Annotated in this window: 17 protein-coding genes; 16 read left to right on the top strand and 1 reads right to left on the bottom strand. The window is 48.9% G+C overall.

Annotated elements, in window-relative coordinates:
- Positions 1-110: 110 nt before the first annotated feature.
- Positions 111-1,340, top strand: coding sequence for a 6-bladed beta-propeller (locus Q3C19_RS14690; protein WP_302730262.1), 1,230 nt, complete (start codon positions 111-113; stop codon positions 1,338-1,340).
- 19 nt (positions 1,341-1,359) lie between these two features.
- Here the strand turns inward: Q3C19_RS14690 and Q3C19_RS14685 are convergent, their stop codons facing one another.
- The gene (locus Q3C19_RS14685) at positions 1,360-2,229 is read right to left on the bottom strand and encodes an NAD kinase (RefSeq protein WP_022163261.1); all 870 of its coding nucleotides are present in this window, start codon (positions 2,227-2,229) and stop codon (positions 1,360-1,362) included.
- A 103-nt stretch (positions 2,230-2,332) separates the two neighbouring features.
- Between Q3C19_RS14685 and Q3C19_RS14680 the strand changes: the two genes are divergently transcribed.
- The 15 genes from Q3C19_RS14680 (at position 2,333) to Q3C19_RS14610 (ending at position 17,391) form a co-directional block, all read left to right on the top strand.
- Positions 2,333-3,046: a pyridoxine 5'-phosphate synthase gene (locus Q3C19_RS14680; RefSeq protein ID WP_022163260.1), complete on the top strand. Its 714-nt coding sequence runs from the start codon at positions 2,333-2,335 to the stop codon at positions 3,044-3,046.
- Complete coding sequence (locus tag Q3C19_RS14675) at positions 3,046-3,762, top strand: MotA/TolQ/ExbB proton channel family protein (RefSeq protein ID WP_071148741.1); 717 nt, start codon at positions 3,046-3,048, stop codon at positions 3,760-3,762. The genes Q3C19_RS14680 and Q3C19_RS14675 overlap by 1 nt, the downstream gene beginning before the upstream one ends.
- The gene (locus Q3C19_RS14670) at positions 3,756-4,169 is read left to right on the top strand and encodes a biopolymer transporter ExbD (protein ID WP_071148742.1); all 414 of its coding nucleotides are present in this window, start codon (positions 3,756-3,758) and stop codon (positions 4,167-4,169) included. Before Q3C19_RS14675 ends, Q3C19_RS14670 begins: the two co-directional genes overlap by 7 nt.
- Before the next feature lie 59 nt (positions 4,170-4,228).
- A complete protein-coding gene (locus Q3C19_RS14665) occupies positions 4,229-5,050 on the top strand; it encodes an energy transducer TonB (RefSeq protein ID WP_302730260.1) in 822 nt (273 codons plus the stop codon).
- A gap of 15 nt (positions 5,051-5,065) precedes the next feature.
- Positions 5,066-5,617, top strand: coding sequence for a DJ-1 family glyoxalase III (locus tag Q3C19_RS14660; RefSeq protein WP_022163256.1), 552 nt, complete (start codon positions 5,066-5,068; stop codon positions 5,615-5,617).
- Positions 5,618-5,659: 42 nt separating this feature from the next.
- Positions 5,660-6,328 (top strand): 2-C-methyl-D-erythritol 4-phosphate cytidylyltransferase, encoded by a 669-nt coding sequence (locus Q3C19_RS14655; protein ID WP_277120430.1) that lies wholly within the window; start codon positions 5,660-5,662, stop codon positions 6,326-6,328.
- The gene (gene recG / locus Q3C19_RS14650; protein WP_302730257.1) at positions 6,316-8,412 is read left to right on the top strand and encodes an ATP-dependent DNA helicase RecG; all 2,097 of its coding nucleotides are present in this window, start codon (positions 6,316-6,318) and stop codon (positions 8,410-8,412) included. The genes Q3C19_RS14655 and recG overlap by 13 nt, the downstream gene beginning before the upstream one ends.
- A 273-nt stretch (positions 8,413-8,685) precedes the next feature.
- Complete coding sequence (locus Q3C19_RS14645; protein ID WP_022163253.1) at positions 8,686-9,555, top strand: M23 family metallopeptidase; 870 nt, start codon at positions 8,686-8,688, stop codon at positions 9,553-9,555.
- A gap of 110 nt (positions 9,556-9,665) precedes the next feature.
- Positions 9,666-10,208, top strand: coding sequence for a DUF1599 domain-containing protein (locus Q3C19_RS14640; protein WP_302730255.1), 543 nt, complete (start codon positions 9,666-9,668; stop codon positions 10,206-10,208).
- Positions 10,198-11,514: a BT_3928 family protein gene (locus Q3C19_RS14635; protein WP_302730253.1), complete on the top strand. Its 1,317-nt coding sequence runs from the start codon at positions 10,198-10,200 to the stop codon at positions 11,512-11,514. The genes Q3C19_RS14640 and Q3C19_RS14635 overlap by 11 nt, the downstream gene beginning before the upstream one ends.
- 39 nt (positions 11,515-11,553) lie before the next feature.
- On the top strand, positions 11,554-12,312 hold the full coding sequence (gene tpiA, locus Q3C19_RS14630) for a triose-phosphate isomerase (RefSeq protein ID WP_022163250.1): 759 nt from the start codon (positions 11,554-11,556) through the stop codon (positions 12,310-12,312).
- Between the two features lie 319 nt (positions 12,313-12,631).
- On the top strand, positions 12,632-13,090 hold the full coding sequence (locus Q3C19_RS14625) for an SPOR domain-containing protein (protein WP_277120428.1): 459 nt from the start codon (positions 12,632-12,634) through the stop codon (positions 13,088-13,090).
- A gap of 21 nt (positions 13,091-13,111) precedes the next feature.
- Positions 13,112-13,708, top strand: a complete 597-nt coding sequence (folE, locus tag Q3C19_RS14620; protein WP_022163248.1) for a GTP cyclohydrolase I FolE — start codon at positions 13,112-13,114, stop codon at positions 13,706-13,708.
- A 434-nt stretch (positions 13,709-14,142) separates the two neighbouring features.
- Positions 14,143-15,594, top strand: a complete 1,452-nt coding sequence (locus tag Q3C19_RS14615) for a TlpA disulfide reductase family protein (protein ID WP_302730250.1) — start codon at positions 14,143-14,145, stop codon at positions 15,592-15,594.
- Between the two features lie 243 nt (positions 15,595-15,837).
- Positions 15,838-17,391 carry an ATP-binding protein gene (locus tag Q3C19_RS14610; RefSeq protein WP_302730248.1) on the top strand — a complete coding sequence of 518 codons (1,554 nt, stop codon included), beginning with the start codon at positions 15,838-15,840 and terminating at the stop codon, positions 17,389-17,391.

The following is a 17,391-nucleotide window of genomic DNA, read 5'->3' as shown; positions in this document are numbered from 1 at the left end:
GGTTTTGCACGTTTTTGCACGCTCGTTTTCTAGGCTATCCGGATAGGTTTTCGGAACTTTGAGGCTGTTAAACCTAAAAATAAAACATATGAAACCTAAAAATAAAACATATGAATTTCATTAACACGACAACTTCTGTAAAGAGACTTTTTACAGTGCTGTGGGTGATGGGCCTGTTGCTTGTCATCGCTTGCAGGGACAAACAGGTGAGTGACGGTCAGGTGACGGATATTGATTTGACGAGTCCGGCACAAAAGAGGCTGAATATGTCGGGATTTGTAAGCGGAATACAATACATCCCGCTGGAGACGTCGGACGACAACCTGATGGGTAACGTTGACCAGCTTCTGTTTGCGCACAATAAAATAATCATTGTGGACAACAAGACCGCTTCCATCTTTTTCTTTGACGACCAGGGGAAATACCTGTATAAGATTGCCAAGCAAGGCGTCGGACCTGAAGAATATTCTGAAATAGACAAGGTTGCCGTGAACTCGCAAGAGAGGGTATTGTATGTTCTGGATCGGAAGAAAGTTCTGGTGTATAGTCTGGAAGGGGAGTTTAAGGAAACAATCAAACTGGACTTCTTGGCGGGTGATTTTATTTATATGGATCATACTCTTGTCTTCTATTGCGACTATGGACAAAACCCGGCTTTGGAGAAAGACGGCCAGTTGCCCTTGTTGGCCATTTATCATATAGATACGGCAGAAACCCGTTATTCTCTTTATGCGGATGCGTCGATAGGCATGACGGAGGTGATAGATAATCATATGCTCAGAGGATATAGCGGACGGGATGAAGGGACGCTTACGTTCCCGTTCTCGGACTATGTGTACCGTCTTGGAACGGAAGGAGCTTCGCCGGCGTATTTCGTTGATTTCGGAGAAAAGAACAGAACGAGGCTGGAAAATCATCTGGCAATGCTGAAAAGCGAACAGTTAAGCGCAGAGGATTGTATGGAAGACAGAAAGGGATATCCGGCTTTCAGGGCGGTGTCGGGATGTCAGGAAAGCGACAGCCTGTTGTTTGTCGGGTTTAATAATTATTCGGAACATGAAACCGGGGTGTATCTGTGGGATAAAAGAAGTGGTAAAACCCTGAACGGATGTTCTTCGGAAGGCTGGGCAATCAAGAATGACATTGACGGTGGATATCCTTTGTTGCCTATGGCTTTGAGGGGTGATAAATTCTATACGGTTGTTCCGCCTTTCTATTTGCTGGATATGGAAATCGAGGATCCGGAGCTGAAAAGTATTGTGGAAAAGATGACCGGAGAAGAAAATCCCATACTGATGGTATCGACTGTGAAAATCGGCAAGGCTGATTCGAACCGTTAAAAGCGGGAAAGGTGCTTTACTACCGTACATCTGCCCCCCACATCATCTTGTTGCGGAGTGTGTCGAAGAAAATGTGGTTGTAGCGTTTGACGACTTTTATGCTGTAGTCGGCTCGTGCGATGTGCAGCCTTGTTCCTTCCTTGCACGATTCGCTACGGCCGTCGATGGCTACCAGAAAGTTGTGGCTGCGGCTTTCGACTTCGAGGGTGATTTCCCAGTCGTCGCAAATGACGATGGGACGCACGTTCAGGCTGTGGGGTGCCACGGGGGTGATGGCGATGGTCTGACTGTGGGGCACCATGACAGGGCCGCCCACGCTGAGTGAGTAGGCTGTGGAACCGGTAGGCGTGGCGATGACCAGTCCGTCGGCCTGGTAAGTAGTGAGGTGAGCACCGTTAATATAAGTATGTATGCTGATCATGGACGAGCTGTCGTGTTTCAGTACGGCAATCTCGTTGAGGGCATAAGGCTCTTGAAACACATGTCCGCCGTCGCAGCGCAGCTGAAGTACGCTGCGTTCTTCTACTTTATAGTGATGATTGTAGATTTCGTCGAAAGTTTCTTCCATCTCGACCGGCGAAATGTCGGCCAGAAAGCCCAGCCGGCCGGTGTTGATACCCAGTATCGGAATGTTTTTCTTGCCTACCCGGCTGGCAGCTTTCAGAAAAGTACCGTCGCCGCCGATGCTGATGACCATGTCGGCCTGAAAGTTGTCACCGTCGAACAATTCGGCAGGAGGAACGTTCAGATGAAGGTCGTCGGACAGAAAACGATGGAACTCCCGGCTGATACAAAGTTCTGCTTTCCGCTCGTGAAGGATGTGCAGAAGGGTTTCGGCATGAGATGATTTGCTTGCCTGATAGGTGTTTCCGATAATGGCGAATTTCATATTCAGTCTGTTATTATACGTTGCAAAGATGCCATTTTTTTCTCAGATTGCTGACAACTTATCGCTATTATTTGTATTTTTGCCGCAAACTATCGAACGTATTATGACAAGATTAAGCGTGAATATAAACAAGGTTGCTACGTTGCGTAATGCCCGCGGTGGCAATGTACCGAATGTGGTGAAAGTGGCATTGGATTGCGAAAACTTTGGGGCTGACGGCATTACCGTTCATCCCCGTCCGGACGAACGGCATATACGCCGGAGCGACGTTTATGATTTGCGCCCCCTGCTCCGTACCGAATTCAATATCGAAGGTTATCCTGCTCCTGAGTTCATTGACCTGGTGCTGAAAGTGAAACCTCATCAGGTGACACTGGTGCCCGACAGCCCTACGCAGCTGACCTCGAATGCCGGATGGGATACGAAAGCTAATCAGAGTTTCCTGTCGGAAGTGCTGGATACGTTCAACGGTGCGGGCATCCGTACATCGGTCTTCGTGTCGACCGACCCGGAAATGATAGAATACGCGGCCAAGGCAGGTGCCGACCGTGTGGAACTCTACACGGAGCCTTATGCCAGTGCCTATCCGAAGGACCGGGAGGCTGCCGTGGCTCCTTTTGTAGAGGCTGCCAAGGTGGCACGCAGTCTGGGACTGGGACTGAATGCCGGACACGACCTGAGTTTGGTGAACTTGAATTATTTTTATAAAAACATTCCCTGGCTGGACGAAGTCTCCATTGGTCATGCGCTGATATGCGATGCGTTGTACCTGGGACTGGAACGTACTATTCAGGAATATAAAAACTGTCTACGCTGATGAATCTGATGCTTTTATGGGCCCAAGTGGCTCCGTCGCTTGCCGATTCGATTGCCGGTGCCAATCCGGTATTGACACCTGTCAACACACCCGACGAGATGAACCTGTGGAGTATGGCCATGAAAGGTGGCTGGATTATGGTACTGCTGGGCCTGATGTCCCTGCTGTGCTTCTACATTCTGTTCGAGCGCAACTACGTTATCCGGAAAGCCGGCAAGGAAGATCCGCAGTTTATGGACAAGATAAAGGACTACATACTGAGCGGTGAACTGAAGGCTGCCATAGCCTATTGCCGCAGTGTAGATACACCTTCGGCACGTATGATTGAAAAAGGAATCAGCCGTCTGGGACGCCCGGTGAACGATGTGCAGGCTGCCATCGAGAATGTGGGTAACTTCGAAGTGGCCAAACTGGAAAAAGGCATGACGATCATGGCAACCATTTCGGGTGGTGCGCCGATGCTGGGATTCCTTGGTACGGTGACCGGTATGGTACGTGCTTTCTGGCAGATGGCCAACGCCGGTAACAATATCGACATCACGCTGCTTTCGAGCGGTATCTATGAGGCCATGATTACAACCGTGGGTGGTCTGATTGTAGGTATCATAGCCATGTTTGCCTATAACTATCTGGTGACGCTGATTGACGGCGTAGTGAATAAGATGGAAGCCAAGACAATGGCCTTTATGGACTTATTGAATCAACCTTCATGTTAAAGCGCAGAGTCAAAATATCACCCAATTTCAGCATGGCGTCCATGACGGACCTCATCTTTCTGTTGCTGATATTCTTTATGATCACCTCGACCATGGTGTCGCCCAATGCCATCAAGGTGTTGCTGCCGCAAGGCAAACAGCAGACATCGGCCAAGCCCCTGGCGCGGGTGATTATCGACAAGGATCTGAATATGTATGCAGCATTCGGCAATGACAAGGAGCGTAACCTGTCGGTCGAGGAGCTGACACCTTTCCTGAAGGAATGTGCAGCCCGTGAGCCGGAGATGTATGTGGCTCTTTATGCTGACGAGTCGGTGCCTTACCGCGAAATCGTAAAGGTGCTGAACATTGCCAACGAGAACCATTTCAAGATGGTGCTTGCTACCCGTCCGCCTGAAAACAGATGAACGGAGGGGCGCATGTCCGCCATTGTTTATTATGAACAGTTAAAACAACAAATAGACTGATGCTCTCTTCCAAGAAAAAAGCAAAATATGTAGGACTGACAGGCGCGTTGCTGGTGCATGTGGCTATTGTAGCCCTTCTGTTGCTGGTCGGTTTCAGTCTGCCCGAGAAGGTGGAAGAAGATGGTATGCCCGTGATGCTGGGTGAAGTACCCGATGCATGGGGGGCAGCCGATCCGTCGCTGGTAGAGGTAGACGTGGTGCCTGAACAGACTGCTCCCGAAGTGCAGGAGACAGCCGAACAGGATATGATTACCCAGGAAGAGGAAGAGACCGTAGCCATCAAACCAAAGACTGAGGTAAAGAAGAAAACGGAAAAACCAAAGAAACCGGAGAAAACGGAAGCCGAAAAGGCAGAAGAAGCCCGTAAGCTGGCCGAAGCGAAAGCCGAGAGAGAACGCAAGGAAGCCGAAGAAGCAGCCCGTAAGCGTGTAGCCGGAGCGTTTGGCAAAGGTGCGCAGATGGGCAGCAAGGGAAATACCGAAGGAAAGGGTATACAAGGCAGTCCGACGGGAAATGCACCGACCGGAGCGACCTCGGGTGTAGGCGGTTATGGTACGTTCAGTCTGGGAGGCCGTTCGCTGGGTGAAGGTGGCCTGCCGAAGCCTGTATACAATGTGCAGGATGAAGGCCGGGTAGTGGTGGACATTACGGTGAATCCGGCCGGACGTGTGATAGCAACCAGTATCAACAGGCAAACCAATACCGTAAACTCTGCTTTGCGCAAAGCAGCCGAAGACGCGGCCCGGAAAGCACGTTTCAATGCTGTGGGCGGAGTGGATAATCAGACGGGAACAATAACATATTACTTTAATTTAAAATAAAAGGAGATAAAAGTTATGGGTACAGTTTATGTATTTTTTGCCGATGGATTTGAAGAAATGGAAGCCTTTTCTGCTGTAGACGTCATGAAGCGTGCCGGTCTTCAGGTAGAAATGGTGAGTGTAACTCCTAATGAGATAGTAACAGGTTCGCACGGCATTCCGGTGCTTTGCGACAAGAATATAGTCAATTGTGATTTCTTTGATGCCGAACTTATTCTGATGCCTGGCGGACTGCCTGGTGCGACTACATTGGATGCTTGCGAGGACTTGCACAGACTGATACAGCGGTTTGCCGATGAAAACAAGCCGATTGCTGCCATTTGTGCCGCTCCGATGATTCTGGGTAAGATGGGATTGCTGAAAGGACGCAAGGCTACTTGCTATCCTGGATTCGACAAGTATCTGGAAGGTGCCCAATATACCGGTGCTTTGGTTGAGAAAGACGGTAACTACATTACCGGAAAAGGCCCTGCTGCTGCATTGCCGTTTGCTTTGGCAGTGGTTGAACATCTGCTGGGAGCCGAGAAAGTGGCCGAATTGAAGCAGGCCATGTGTGTGCCCGATTGAGAATAGGATAATCGAATAATCATCCGTTAATACATTTTATCTGTGAAATACGCTCTGATTGTAGCCGGTGGAAAAGGATTGCGCATGGGCAGCGAGTTGCCCAAGCAATTTCTTCCGATAGGAGGAAAGCCTGTGCTGATGCACACGCTGCAGGCTTTCTATGACTACGATCGGGAAATGCGGATTATATTGGTGCTTCCGGCCAGCCAACAGGCGTATTGGGCACAACTGTGCCGGGAGCACCATTTTACTGTGCCTCACGAAGTGGCCGATGGCGGAGAAACCCGTTTTCATTCTGTAAAGAATGCGCTGGAAAGGGTAAACACGTCCGGTCTGGTTGGTGTGCACGACGGAGTTCGTCCGTTTGTGTCGCAAGAGGTGATTGCCCGCTGTTACGAACAGGCTGCTGAAAAGAAAGCGGTTGTTCCGGTGGTCAATGTGGTAGAGACTGTCCGTCACCTGTGTCAGGGAGGAAGAAGCGAGACAGTGCCCCGTGACGAGTATCGGCTGGTGCAGACTCCTCAGGTGTTTGACGCAGAATTGCTGCTGCGGGCTTATCGTCAGCCTTATACGCCCGACTTTACCGACGATGCTTCTGTAGTAGAGGCTTTGGGTGAACCTGTCTGGCTGACAGAAGGCAACCGCGAGAATATCAAGATAACTACTCCTTTTGACTTGAAGATTGCCGAAGCTTTGTTATGTTCGATTTAGCTTCGCGTGACATAAAATATCTGTCGGGCGTGGGACCCCAGCGGGCTGCTGTGCTCAACAAGGAGCTGGGTATATATTCCTTGCACGACTTATTGTATTATTTCCCTTATAAATATGTAGACCGGAGCCGTATATACAGTATATACGAGCTGGATGGCAACATGCCTTACATACAGCTGAAGGGTGAGATCCTGAGTTTCGAGGATGTGGGCGAAGGACGCAACCGAAGACTGGTGGCTCATTTCTCCGACGGAACGGGAGTGGTGGACCTGGTCTGGTTTCAGGGGGTGAAATATATTATAGGAAAATATAAGATCCGTCAGGAATACATCGTCTTTGGAAAGCCTACGGTTTTCAACGGACGTATAAACATAGCTCATCCCGATGTGGATGCTGTGGCCGATCTGAAACTTGAAACGATGGGACTGCGTCCTTATTATAATACGACGGAGAAAATGAAGCGCAGTTCGCTCAACTCCCATGCTATCGAGAAAATGATGGCTACGGTGGTAAAACTGCTTTCTGATCCTCTGCCCGAGACGCTGTCGCCGGCCATACTGCGCGAACATCATCTGATGCCGTTGACCGAAGCGCTGGTAAACATACACTTCCCGACCAGTGCCGAACTGCTGCGTAAGGCGCAATACCGGTTGAAGTTTGAAGAACTGTTCTATGTACAGCTCAACATTTTGCGTTATGCACGCGACAGGCAACGCAAGTATCGGGGATATGTGTTCAGTAAAATAGGCGATATATTCAATACGTTTTATTCCAAAAATCTTTCTTTCGAACTGACCAATGCCCAAAAGCGGGTGTTGAAGGAAATCCGTCGCGACATGGGGATGGGCAGGCAGATGAACCGCCTGTTGCAGGGCGATGTGGGTAGCGGAAAGACGCTTGTGGCGCTGATGAGTATGCTTATAGCACTTGACAACGGTTATCAGGCATGTATGATGGCGCCTACCGAAATTCTGGCCAATCAGCATTACGATACAATCCGGGAGTTTCTGCATGGTATGGATGTACGGGTGGAACTGCTCACCGGTTCGGTGAAGGGAAAGCGCCGGGAAGCGATTCTGGCAGGGCTGCTCAGCGGCGAGGTACAGATTCTGATAGGTACACATGCCGTTATCGAAGATACGGTGAACTTTGCTTCGTTGGGCTTTGTGGTCATCGACGAACAGCATCGTTTTGGTGTTGCCCAACGGGCCAGACTGTGGACAAAGAGTGCGCAGCCCCCTCATGTGCTGGTAATGACGGCTACCCCTATTCCGCGTACATTGGCCATGACGCTGTATGGCGATCTGGACGTGTCGGTGATTGACGAATTGCCGCCGGGACGGAAACCGATCGCTACGATTCATCAGTTCGACAACCGGCGTGAGAGTCTGTATCGTTCGGTACGGAAGCAGATTGAGGAAGGACGTCAGGTGTACATTGTCTATCCGTTGATAAAGGAGAGTGAGAAGATAGACCTGAAGAATCTGGAGGAAGGATATCTGCATGTATGTGAAGCATTCCCTGACTGTAAGGTATGCAAGGTGCACGGCAAGATGAAGCCGGCCGAAAAAGACCGGGAAATGCAACTCTTTGTGTCGGGTGAGGCGCAGATTATGGTGGCTACCACTGTGATCGAGGTAGGGGTGAATGTGCCTAATGCTTCGGTGATGATTATTGAAAATGCCGAACGTTTCGGCTTGTCCCAGCTTCACCAGTTGCGCGGACGCGTAGGGCGTGGAGCCGACCAGTCTTATTGTATTTTGGTGACCGGTTACAAGTTGGCTGAAGATACCCGCAAACGGTTGGAGATTATGGTGCGGACCAATGATGGCTTTGAGATAGCCGAAGCCGACCTGAAACTGCGTGGACCGGGCGATCTGGAGGGAACGCAGCAAAGCGGCATTGCCTTCGATCTGAAGATAGCCGATATAGCCCGTGACGGTCAGTTGCTGCAATATGTGCGCGAAGTGGCACAAAAAATCGTAGATGCTGATCCGAACGGAGTTCTTCCTGAAAATGAAATACTCTGGAGACAATTGAAGGCTTTGCGGAAGACGAACGTTAACTGGGCGGCCATTAGTTGAAAAAACGGTTAAATATACACTTTATTTCCGCTTTTATGTTGTATAACATATTTAGCCTTATTCCCCCTATTTATAGGGGGTTAGAGCCTGTTCCCTTTTGTTTTTAGATTGTTACTCTTGAAAAAATAGTTAATAAAGGGTACTCTTTTTCAGCGAGAAGTTTTATCTTTGGGGAAATTTTTAAAAATAATCTGGATATTCGCGTTGAACAAGCCTCTGATTCTCTAATTACATACTTGCCACGGGTATCAAAAATGAAAGACAACAGACAGAATGAGTTTTAAAGGAATAAAAACAGTTTTGATAGCCGCGGCGGCTATGGTCAGCCTGAATTCTTTTTCTCAAGACCTTATTGCCCGTCAGGCTCCGATTGATAGAAAATTAAAAAGTGTAGATTCGCTGGCTTTACAGAAACAGATACGTGCCGAACAGGCTTTGTATCCGGGACTTGATCTCTATCCCAATTGGAATAATGAACTTGTACAGGCTTACGGAAATGCCATTGTACCTGAAAAATATACGTTTGATTTGACGGGCTTCTGTATGCCTACCGAGCACACCCGCATTACCGATGTGTTTGGTTATCGTCCCCGTCGGCGTCGTGCTCACTACGGATTGGATATTAAAGTATATGTAGGCGACACGATCCGTGCAGCTTTCGACGGTAAAGTTCGTATTGTGAAGAATCAGGGACGGCGCGGCTATGGAAAGTATGTAGTGATCCGTCATGATAATGGTCTGGAGACAGTGTATGGCCACTTGTCTAAGCAGCTGGTCGATGTGAATCAGCGTGTAAAGGCCGGTGAACCGATTGCCTTGGGTGGAAATACAGGTCGCTCGACAGGTTCGCATCTTCATTTCGAAACCCGTTTCTTGGGAATTCCTATTAATCCTGCTTTGATGTTTGATTTTGAAAAACAGGATATCGTAGCAGACTCCTATACTTTCCAGAAGACGAAAGGATCTTCGGACAAAGCCAAGAGCATGGCTTCGGGCGAAGGTTTGTTCTATAAAGTTAAAAGAGGAGATACATTGTCTAAAATCGCTGCCCGTCAGGGTGTTTCCATTGATAAACTTTGCAAGCTGAACCGTATCACGCGTAGAACAATCTTGCGTCCGGGTCAGGTATTGCGTTGTTCATAACAAAAACGTAAACAATCTTTATAGCAAGAGGGCACTTTAAATAGATTTTAGAGTGTCCTCTTTTCATTTCTCTCCAATTATCACTATCTTTGTGGCCTATTAGTAAGGAAATGAAAGATACTAAACAACAATTTGAGCATGTCATTGCGGTATGTCGTGAGTTGTTCTCGAAGAAACTGCACGATTACGGTCCGGCGTGGCGCATTCTCCGTCCCTCTTCTGTTACCGACCAGATATTCATTAAAGCCAATCGCATACGTAGTATTGAGACTAAAGGAGTGGCATTGGTGGATGAAGGAATCCGTTCGGAGTTTATTGCCATTGTAAATTATGGAATTGTAGGCCTGATACAGCTGGAACTGGGATATGCCGAGTCGGCCGATATATCGAATGGGGAGGCTTTGGCCTTGTATGACAAGTATGCCAAGCAGTCGCTTGACCTGATGCTTGCCAAAAATCACGATTACGATGAGGCCTGGCGTAGTATGCGTATCAGTTCGTATACAGATCTGATTCTGATGAAAATTTACCGTACCAAACAGATAGAGAGTCTGGCTGGGCAGACGTTGGTGTCGGAAGGAGTGGATGCCAACTATATGGATATGATTAATTATTCTGTATTCGGTTTGATAAAGATAGAATTTGGAGACTGATAAGAAACATATTATCATGAAAGTGTGGGTGAACATCTGCCGTTTCGTTTTGGCTGTAGTGTTCATCTTTTCCGGATTTGTAAAAGCGATAGATCCTTTTGGTTCGTTTTATAAAATTCAGGATTATCTGACTGCATTCAATCTGATTTCGTGGTTTCCGGGATATTGGCCGTTACTATTTGCCGTATTGCTTGCAGCAATCGAGTTCTGTGCTGGTATTTATCTTTTCTTAGGTATTCGGCGGAAGATTTCTTCGACGCTGGCATTTCTGCTGATGCTTGTGATGACTCCGTTGACGTTCTATCTGGCTTTAGCCGATCCGGTGTCGGATTGTGGTTGCTTCGGAGATGCACTGGTATTGACTAACTGGCAGACTTTTGGTAAGAATGTGGTGCTGTTGGTTGCAGCTGTTACTGTATTCCGTCAGTGGCGGGAGATTACAAGGTTCATTACCCTGAAAATGGAATGGATTTTTTCCATGTATACCATTCTTTTTGTGTTTGCTTTGTCGGCCTATTGCTTGCGCAACCTGCCTTTGCTTGATTTCCGCCCTTATAAGATAGGAACGAATATCAAGGCCGGGATGGAGATTACCGAAGGGGCTAAGCTCAGTGTACTCGAAACGACGTTTGTGATGGAGAAAGATGGTAAGCGGAAAGAGTTTACGCTGGATAACTATCCGGACAGCACCTGGACGTTTGTCGAAACTCGTACGATTGTCAAGGAGAAGGGGTACGAACCGCCTATTCATGATTTTGCAATGCAGAGTCTGACGAGTGGGACAGATATTACAGACAGTGTACTGACCAGTCGCGGATATACTTTCCTGTTGGTGGCCCATCGCATAGAGGAGGCTGATGACAGCAATATCGATCTTATTAATGAAATCTACGATTATAGTGTAGAACACGGATATGGATTTTATGCCCTGACTTCTTCGCCTGAAGACGCCATTGCTTTGTGGTGCGACCGTACGGGTGCCGAATATCCGTTCTGCCAGATGGACGACATTACGTTGAAGACTATCATACGTTCCAATCCAGGATTGTTGCTGATTAAGGACGGTACTATTCTGAACAAGTGGAGTGACAGCCAGCTGCCCGATGAATATGTGTTGACCGATAGTCTGGACAAACTGGAACTGGGCCGTCAGAAATATGTGAACGATTGGTACACGATGGGCTATGTGCTCTTGTGGTTTATTGTTCCATTGGCCTTTGTCATTGGAGCCGATCAGCTGTTTGTGGTCAGATTGCAGAAGAAGGCGGAACGCAGCAAGCCGCAGCGTGATGAAGAGCAGCAGTAAAGTTACAGAAATTATTAACCCTTTTTAAATATAAACAAAATGAGAAAAAACATTGTTGCAGGAAACTGGAAAATGAACAAAACCCTTCAGGAGGGTATTGCTCTTGCAAAAGAACTGAATGAAGTACTGGCTAACGAAAAGCCTAACTGTGATGTAATCATCTGTACACCGTTTATTCATCTGGCATCGGTTACTCCGTTGGTAGACCCTGCCAAGATTGGTGTAGGTGCAGAAAACTGCGCTGATAAGGAATCGGGCGCTTATACCGGTGAAGTTTCAGCTGCTATGGTTGCTTCTACAGGTGCAAAATATGTAATTCTGGGTCACTCAGAGCGTCGTGCTTACTATCACGAGACAGTAGAAATCCTGGAAGAGAAAGTAAAACTGGCTTTGGCCAATGGTCTGACTCCTATCTTCTGTATCGGTGAGGTACTGGAAGAGCGTGAGGCTAACAAGCAGAACGAAGTAGTTGCCGCACAGCTGGCTTCTGTATTCTCTCTGTCTGCTGAGGACTTCTCGAAAGTTATCCTGGCTTATGAACCGGTATGGGCTATCGGTACAGGCAAGACTGCTACTCCGGAGCAAGCTGAAGAAATCCACGCTTTCATTCGCTCTACTGTAGCAGAGAAGTATGGCAAGGAAATCGCTGACAACTGCTCTATCCTTTACGGTGGTAGCTGCAAGCCCTCGAATGCCAAGGAATTGTTTGCAAAACCCGATGTTGACGGTGGTCTGATTGGTGGCGCTGCTTTGAAGGCTGCTGACTTCAAGGGCATCATCGACGCATTCAATGAATAATTGATAACGGGCAATTGATAACGGGCAACGGGGCGCGGATGCAACATTCCGACAAGTCGTTCTAGCTTGTTATCAATTGCCTTTCTTCCACTTTCCGAGTGTCGGTGAACTGAACCTGGCGGTGTGTCGGAAACATGAATCGGTTTGTAGCCTTCGGGCGAGGCCGTTGTCCGGACACGGATTATAAGTGAAGAACGTTTATGTATGACGTATAGTCCGTATCTGAAAAAGCCGCATGTCTGTCGGGGCTTTCTGCCTGGCCGGCAAGAAGTGAGAGGATGCAATATTTAATCATCACATATCGATATACATATTATATATGAAAAGACTTGGTTTGTTTTTAGTGGTATGTTTCGCTTTCGTAACCTTTTCGGTGGCGCAGAACAACATAGTGAAAAGTCTGGAGCGCGATGTGCCCGGACAAGGCAAGGTGCGTGTCCATCAGGATGCGCGTATCACGGCTCTGATCGGTTCGGAGTATGTATCTACCGGAAGCGATGACACCAGAACCATTAAAACTTCGGGCTATCGCATTCAGGTGTATGCCGGAAACAATACCCGCCAGGCCAAGAACGAGGCGCATGCGGTGGCTTCGCGCATCAAGGAATATTTTCCGGAGCTGGCCGTTTACACTTCTTTCAATCCGCCCCGCTGGCTGTGTCGGGCGGGCGATTACCGCAGCATTGAAGAAGCCGATGCGATGATGCGAAAACTGCGTGCTACGGGCGTTTTCAAAGAAGTTTCGATTGTGAGAGAACAGATTAATATACCATTATAAAGTCTCAAATATAAAAAAGCTATGTTAGGAAAAGAAGAAATAGAGTCTCCTGCATTGGATGAGTTGAAGGAACACTACCAGCGTATCCTTACCTTGCTGGGTGAAGATGTGGAGCGTGAAGGATTGCTGAAGACACCGGAACGTGTGGCCAAGGCCATGCTGACCCTGACCAAGGGTTATACGATGGACCCTCATGAAGTGTTGCGTTCGGCCAAGTTCAAGGAAGAATACAGTCAGATGGTGATTGTGAAGGATATTGATTTCTTCTCCCTGTGCGAGCACCACATGCTGCCTTTCTATGGCAAAGCGCACGTGGCTTATATTCCTAACGGCTACATCACGGGGTTGAGCAAGATTGCCCGTGTGGTAGACATCTTCTCGCACCGGCTTCAGGTGCAGGAGCGCATGACGCTGCAGATTAAGGAATGCATTCAGGAGACGCTCAATCCGCTGGGTGTAATGGTGGTGGTCGAGGCCAAGCACATGTGCATGCAGATGCGAGGCGTAGAGAAACAGAATGCCATCACCACAACTTCCGATTTCACCGGTGCTTTCAACCAGGCAAAGACGAGAGAGGAGTTCATGAATCTTATCAAGCATCACTCTACTTCCCTGTGATCTGTCTATAACTTATAGCAGACGTATTTCTATAGCCAGCTTCCCTTGGGCTGGCGCGTAAAGTCCATAGTCAGTAATGTAATACTCTTCTTTAGGGTTGCTGACTATGGACTTTGTTTTTTCAATATGCCTGTAGTGTGTTGTTGCAACTTCTGTGCACTGTCGGTGCAAAAGCGATGCACTGCCACTGCAAAGGCGTTGCACCGTTGCTGCAAAGGCGTTGCAGCATCAGTGCAAAGGCAGTGCACTGATGCTTTGCTGGCTTTTCCTGATTTACCCGGCCGTTTCTTTGTTTTATAAACTACCGTAGTGGGCAGCTTCCGGAAATCTTTTCTGTTTAACTGGAGTCTTTGTATTTGATATAAAAAACGTTACCTTTGTGTCAGGTGGATGTTCCGCCGTTTTTTCTAATAGCCTAATCAATAATGAAACACATGAAACGAAATGTATGGAGAGCTGTCCTCGGGGCAGTATGTCTGGGCAGCTTGTGTGCTGCATGTACTACACGTCAGGAAATCCGTATCACAGGTTCCCTGCGCAATGCCGACGGGGCGACTCTTATCTGTTACCGTTCGGTCGGCGGAATGTTCAATTCGGAGACTTACGATACACTGGCCTTGCAGGCCGACAGTACCTTTGTGCTGACGTTGCCCGGGGGCGAATATGAATGTTTCAACCTCGCTCTGTATGGGAAAAAGAAGCTGGGTACGCTGCTGACAAAAGGCGGAAATATCCGGGTGCAGCTGGACGGGCAGTCCGAGCAGCCGATGACTATCCTGGAAGGTCAGGACGAAAAAACAACTCATGTGGCAGAAGTGATGTCACAGCTGTACGATGACGTGTTCGACATCCGGACCCGTCAGGGCGACCGTTGGGAAATAGCCGATGATACCATCGCTGCATCGGTACGCCGCAAGCTGACGAACTATGCCCTGTCGCTGGACAAGGAGGTGGAAGGTGTGGACGAAGAACTCCGTGACAAAGCCCGTCAGGACATACGCATGCAGTTGCTGCTGGCGTTCCAGAATCAGTTGCTGGCCACCACCTTCCGGTCGTCCGAAGCTACGAAACAGGAATGGCTGGCCGAGCTGGACAGCATGACGACTTTCTGCTCCATCAATCATCCGTACAGTCCTTTCTCCAGGGCTTTCTATTCGGTGGTGAGCTATGACACCGGCATCCGCTACTACACCAAAGGCGAGCCGAAGCCCGAAGGGGTGGAAAAGGGAGTCGAATTGGCCTTTTACGATTTCGAGCATCGGCTGATAGGCAAGGCGCAAGAGGCTGCTATGGCACAACTTTTCCTTGAAGATGAAGGGCAGCAACGTTACGACCCGGCGCTGCTTCCGCTGGCCGACGAGTTCTGCAAACTGCATCCCGAAAGCCCTTGGATGCCGTGGGTGAGCCGTGCCGTGGGCAAGAACCGTGCCTTCAACGAAACCGCTATTCCGGCCGACCTCCACTTCCCCGACGTGAGCTCGGCCCAGACAATAAAGGATGTGACCGACCTGTACAAAGGCAAGGTTATCTTTATGGACATCTGGGCTACATGGTGCGGCCCCTGCCGTGCGGCATTTGCCCACATCGGTCCGTTGCAGGAGTATGCCGTAGCCAATGATGTGGTATTGCTTTATCTCTCCATCGACCGTCCGGAGAACGATGAGAAGTGGCGGAAGATGGCTGCCTATTATGGATTGAAAGGCGAGCACGTCCGCGTGCAGAACGCTTTTCATCAGGAAGTGTACGACACCTTTGGCCGTCAGGGTGCCTTGAGCATTCCCCGTTACGTCATTTTCGACAAGCAGGGGAAGATTCGCTTCACTTCGGCTGCCTCGCCCGAACAGTGGGATAAGTTGAAGGAACAGTTGCAGGAGGCTGCCAGGTAAAGGATTCGGGAACAAGTCTGTGTGCTGTCTGTTTGCAAAAATGATCCCCGTTTTTCGTGCGTCTGAGCAACACTTGCACGGCTCGTGAGCGACACTTGTACGGCTCGCGAGCCACACAAGTGTTTCAGAAATGTAATGCAAGTGTCGCTCGTGCGGGTGGGGAGCGGCGGTTTTTTCTTGCGATGTCTGACTGTTGTTTGCGAGAAAAATGTATATTTGCGTAACTTATTATTCTGAAGGACCATGAGCAAGATTTATCCGGTAGGCATACAGAGTTTTGAAGAGATACGTCGGGGCGGTTATTGCTATATAGACAAAACATCTCTGATTTATCAGTTGGTAAAGACGGGCAAATATTACTTTCTGAGCCGTCCACGCCGTTTTGGCAAGAGCCTGCTCATCTCTACGTTGGAAGCTTATTTCTTAGGAAAGAAGGAGCTTTTCCAGGGACTCGCCATGGAAGGGTTGGAGAAGGACTGGACGACGTACCCCGTGCTTCACCTCGACCTGAACGCGCGGAAGTATGAGGACGCCGCTTCGCTGACCGCCATCCTGAACCAGCACTTGGAGAGTTGGGAAGCCTTGTATGGTGACGAGAAGAAGGATCGTGCTCCCGAAGAGCGTTTTGCCTGGATTATAGAGAAGGCCTGCCGGGCGACGGGGCGGAATGTGGTGGTGCTGGTGGACGAGTACGACAAGCCTATGCTACAGGCCATCGGCAACGAACCCCTGCTCACCGACTACCGCAACACACTGAAGGCCTTCTACGGTGTACTGAAGAGTTGTGACAAATACCTCCGCTTTGCCCTGCTGACAGGGGTGACAAAGTTCAGCAAGGTCAGCGTGTTCAGCGATCTGAACAATCTGATGGACATCTCCATCGACGACCGGTTTGCCAGCATATGCGGCATTACGGAACGCGAACTGCATCGCGATTTCAAGGAAGACATCGCAATGCTGGCCCAAAAGAACCATCTCACGGAGGACGAAGCTAAACTGCAGTTGAAAGAACAATACGACGGATACCACTTCGTGGAAGATAGCGAGGATATCTACAACCCGTTTAGCCTGCTTAATACATTTGCCAAGATGAAGTTCGGCAGCTACTGGTTTGAAACGGGCACACCAACTTTCCTTGTGGAACTGCTCCAGCGCAGCAAGTACGACTTGCACCGCCTGACCGAGGAGATGGCTACGGCCGATTCGCTGGGGGGCATCGACACCATGTACATGAATCCTGTTCCCATCCTCTATCAGAGCGGTTATCTGACTATTAAGGGGTATGACAGGGAGTTCAGGACCTATGAATTGGGTTTCCCAAATCAGGAAGTGGAAGAGGGTTTCACCAAATTCCTGTTGCCCAATTATGCTTCTCTTCCTTCGGGCAATTTGTCTTTCGAGATAATGAACTTTGTCAAAGAGGTGCGTAGCGGTAACATCGACGCCTTCATGCACCGTCTCCAGAGCTTCTTTGCCGACACGCCCTACGAGCTGATACGCGACTTGGAGCTTCACTACCAGAACGTGCTGTTCATTGTCTTCAAACTGCTGGGCTTTTATACGCAGGCGGAGTATCATACATCTTATGGCCGCGTGGATATGGTCGTCAAGACCGACCGCTATATCTATGTGATGGAGTTTAAGCTGGAAGGTTCCGCCGAGGAAGCCCTTCGGCAAATCAATGAAAAGCAATATCCCCTGCCTTTTGCTGCCGATGGGCGGACACTTTATAAGATAGGTGTGAACTTCAGCAATGCCACGCGTGGCATTGAGAAGTGGGTGGTGGAAGGAGTATAA

Source organism: Bacteroides sp. ET489 (assembly GCF_030518095.1).
In the GTDB taxonomy this organism is placed as follows: Bacteria; Bacteroidota; Bacteroidia; order Bacteroidales; family Bacteroidaceae; genus Bacteroides; species Bacteroides ndongoniae.
The sequence above is the reverse complement of the archived record's forward strand: the minus strand, read 5'-3'. Positions and strand labels throughout refer to the sequence as shown.

What these genes read in the sequence shown, in the direction of transcription:
- Q3C19_RS14690 (WP_302730262.1), top strand. Translation starts at nt 111, where the DNA reads ATGAATTTCATTAACACGACAACTTCTGTAAAGAGACTTTTTACAGTG.
- Q3C19_RS14685 (WP_022163261.1), bottom strand. Translation starts at nt 2,229, where the DNA reads ATGAAATTCGCCATTATCGGAAACACCTATCAGGCAAGCAAATCATCT.
- Q3C19_RS14680 (WP_022163260.1), top strand. Translation starts at nt 2,333, where the DNA reads ATGACAAGATTAAGCGTGAATATAAACAAGGTTGCTACGTTGCGTAAT.
- Q3C19_RS14675 (WP_071148741.1), top strand. Translation starts at nt 3,046, where the DNA reads ATGAATCTGATGCTTTTATGGGCCCAAGTGGCTCCGTCGCTTGCCGAT.
- Q3C19_RS14670 (WP_071148742.1), top strand. Translation starts at nt 3,756, where the DNA reads ATGTTAAAGCGCAGAGTCAAAATATCACCCAATTTCAGCATGGCGTCC.
- Q3C19_RS14665 (WP_302730260.1), top strand. Translation starts at nt 4,229, where the DNA reads ATGCTCTCTTCCAAGAAAAAAGCAAAATATGTAGGACTGACAGGCGCG.
- Q3C19_RS14660 (WP_022163256.1), top strand. Translation starts at nt 5,066, where the DNA reads ATGGGTACAGTTTATGTATTTTTTGCCGATGGATTTGAAGAAATGGAA.
- recG (WP_302730257.1), top strand. Translation starts at nt 6,316, where the DNA reads ATGTTCGATTTAGCTTCGCGTGACATAAAATATCTGTCGGGCGTGGGA.
- Q3C19_RS14645 (WP_022163253.1), top strand. Translation starts at nt 8,686, where the DNA reads ATGAGTTTTAAAGGAATAAAAACAGTTTTGATAGCCGCGGCGGCTATG.
- Q3C19_RS14640 (WP_302730255.1), top strand. Translation starts at nt 9,666, where the DNA reads ATGAAAGATACTAAACAACAATTTGAGCATGTCATTGCGGTATGTCGT.
- tpiA (WP_022163250.1), top strand. Translation starts at nt 11,554, where the DNA reads ATGAGAAAAAACATTGTTGCAGGAAACTGGAAAATGAACAAAACCCTT.
- Q3C19_RS14625 (WP_277120428.1), top strand. Translation starts at nt 12,632, where the DNA reads ATGAAAAGACTTGGTTTGTTTTTAGTGGTATGTTTCGCTTTCGTAACC.
- folE (WP_022163248.1), top strand. Translation starts at nt 13,112, where the DNA reads ATGTTAGGAAAAGAAGAAATAGAGTCTCCTGCATTGGATGAGTTGAAG.
- Q3C19_RS14615 (WP_302730250.1), top strand. Translation starts at nt 14,143, where the DNA reads ATGAAACGAAATGTATGGAGAGCTGTCCTCGGGGCAGTATGTCTGGGC.
- Q3C19_RS14610 (WP_302730248.1), top strand. Translation starts at nt 15,838, where the DNA reads ATGAGCAAGATTTATCCGGTAGGCATACAGAGTTTTGAAGAGATACGT.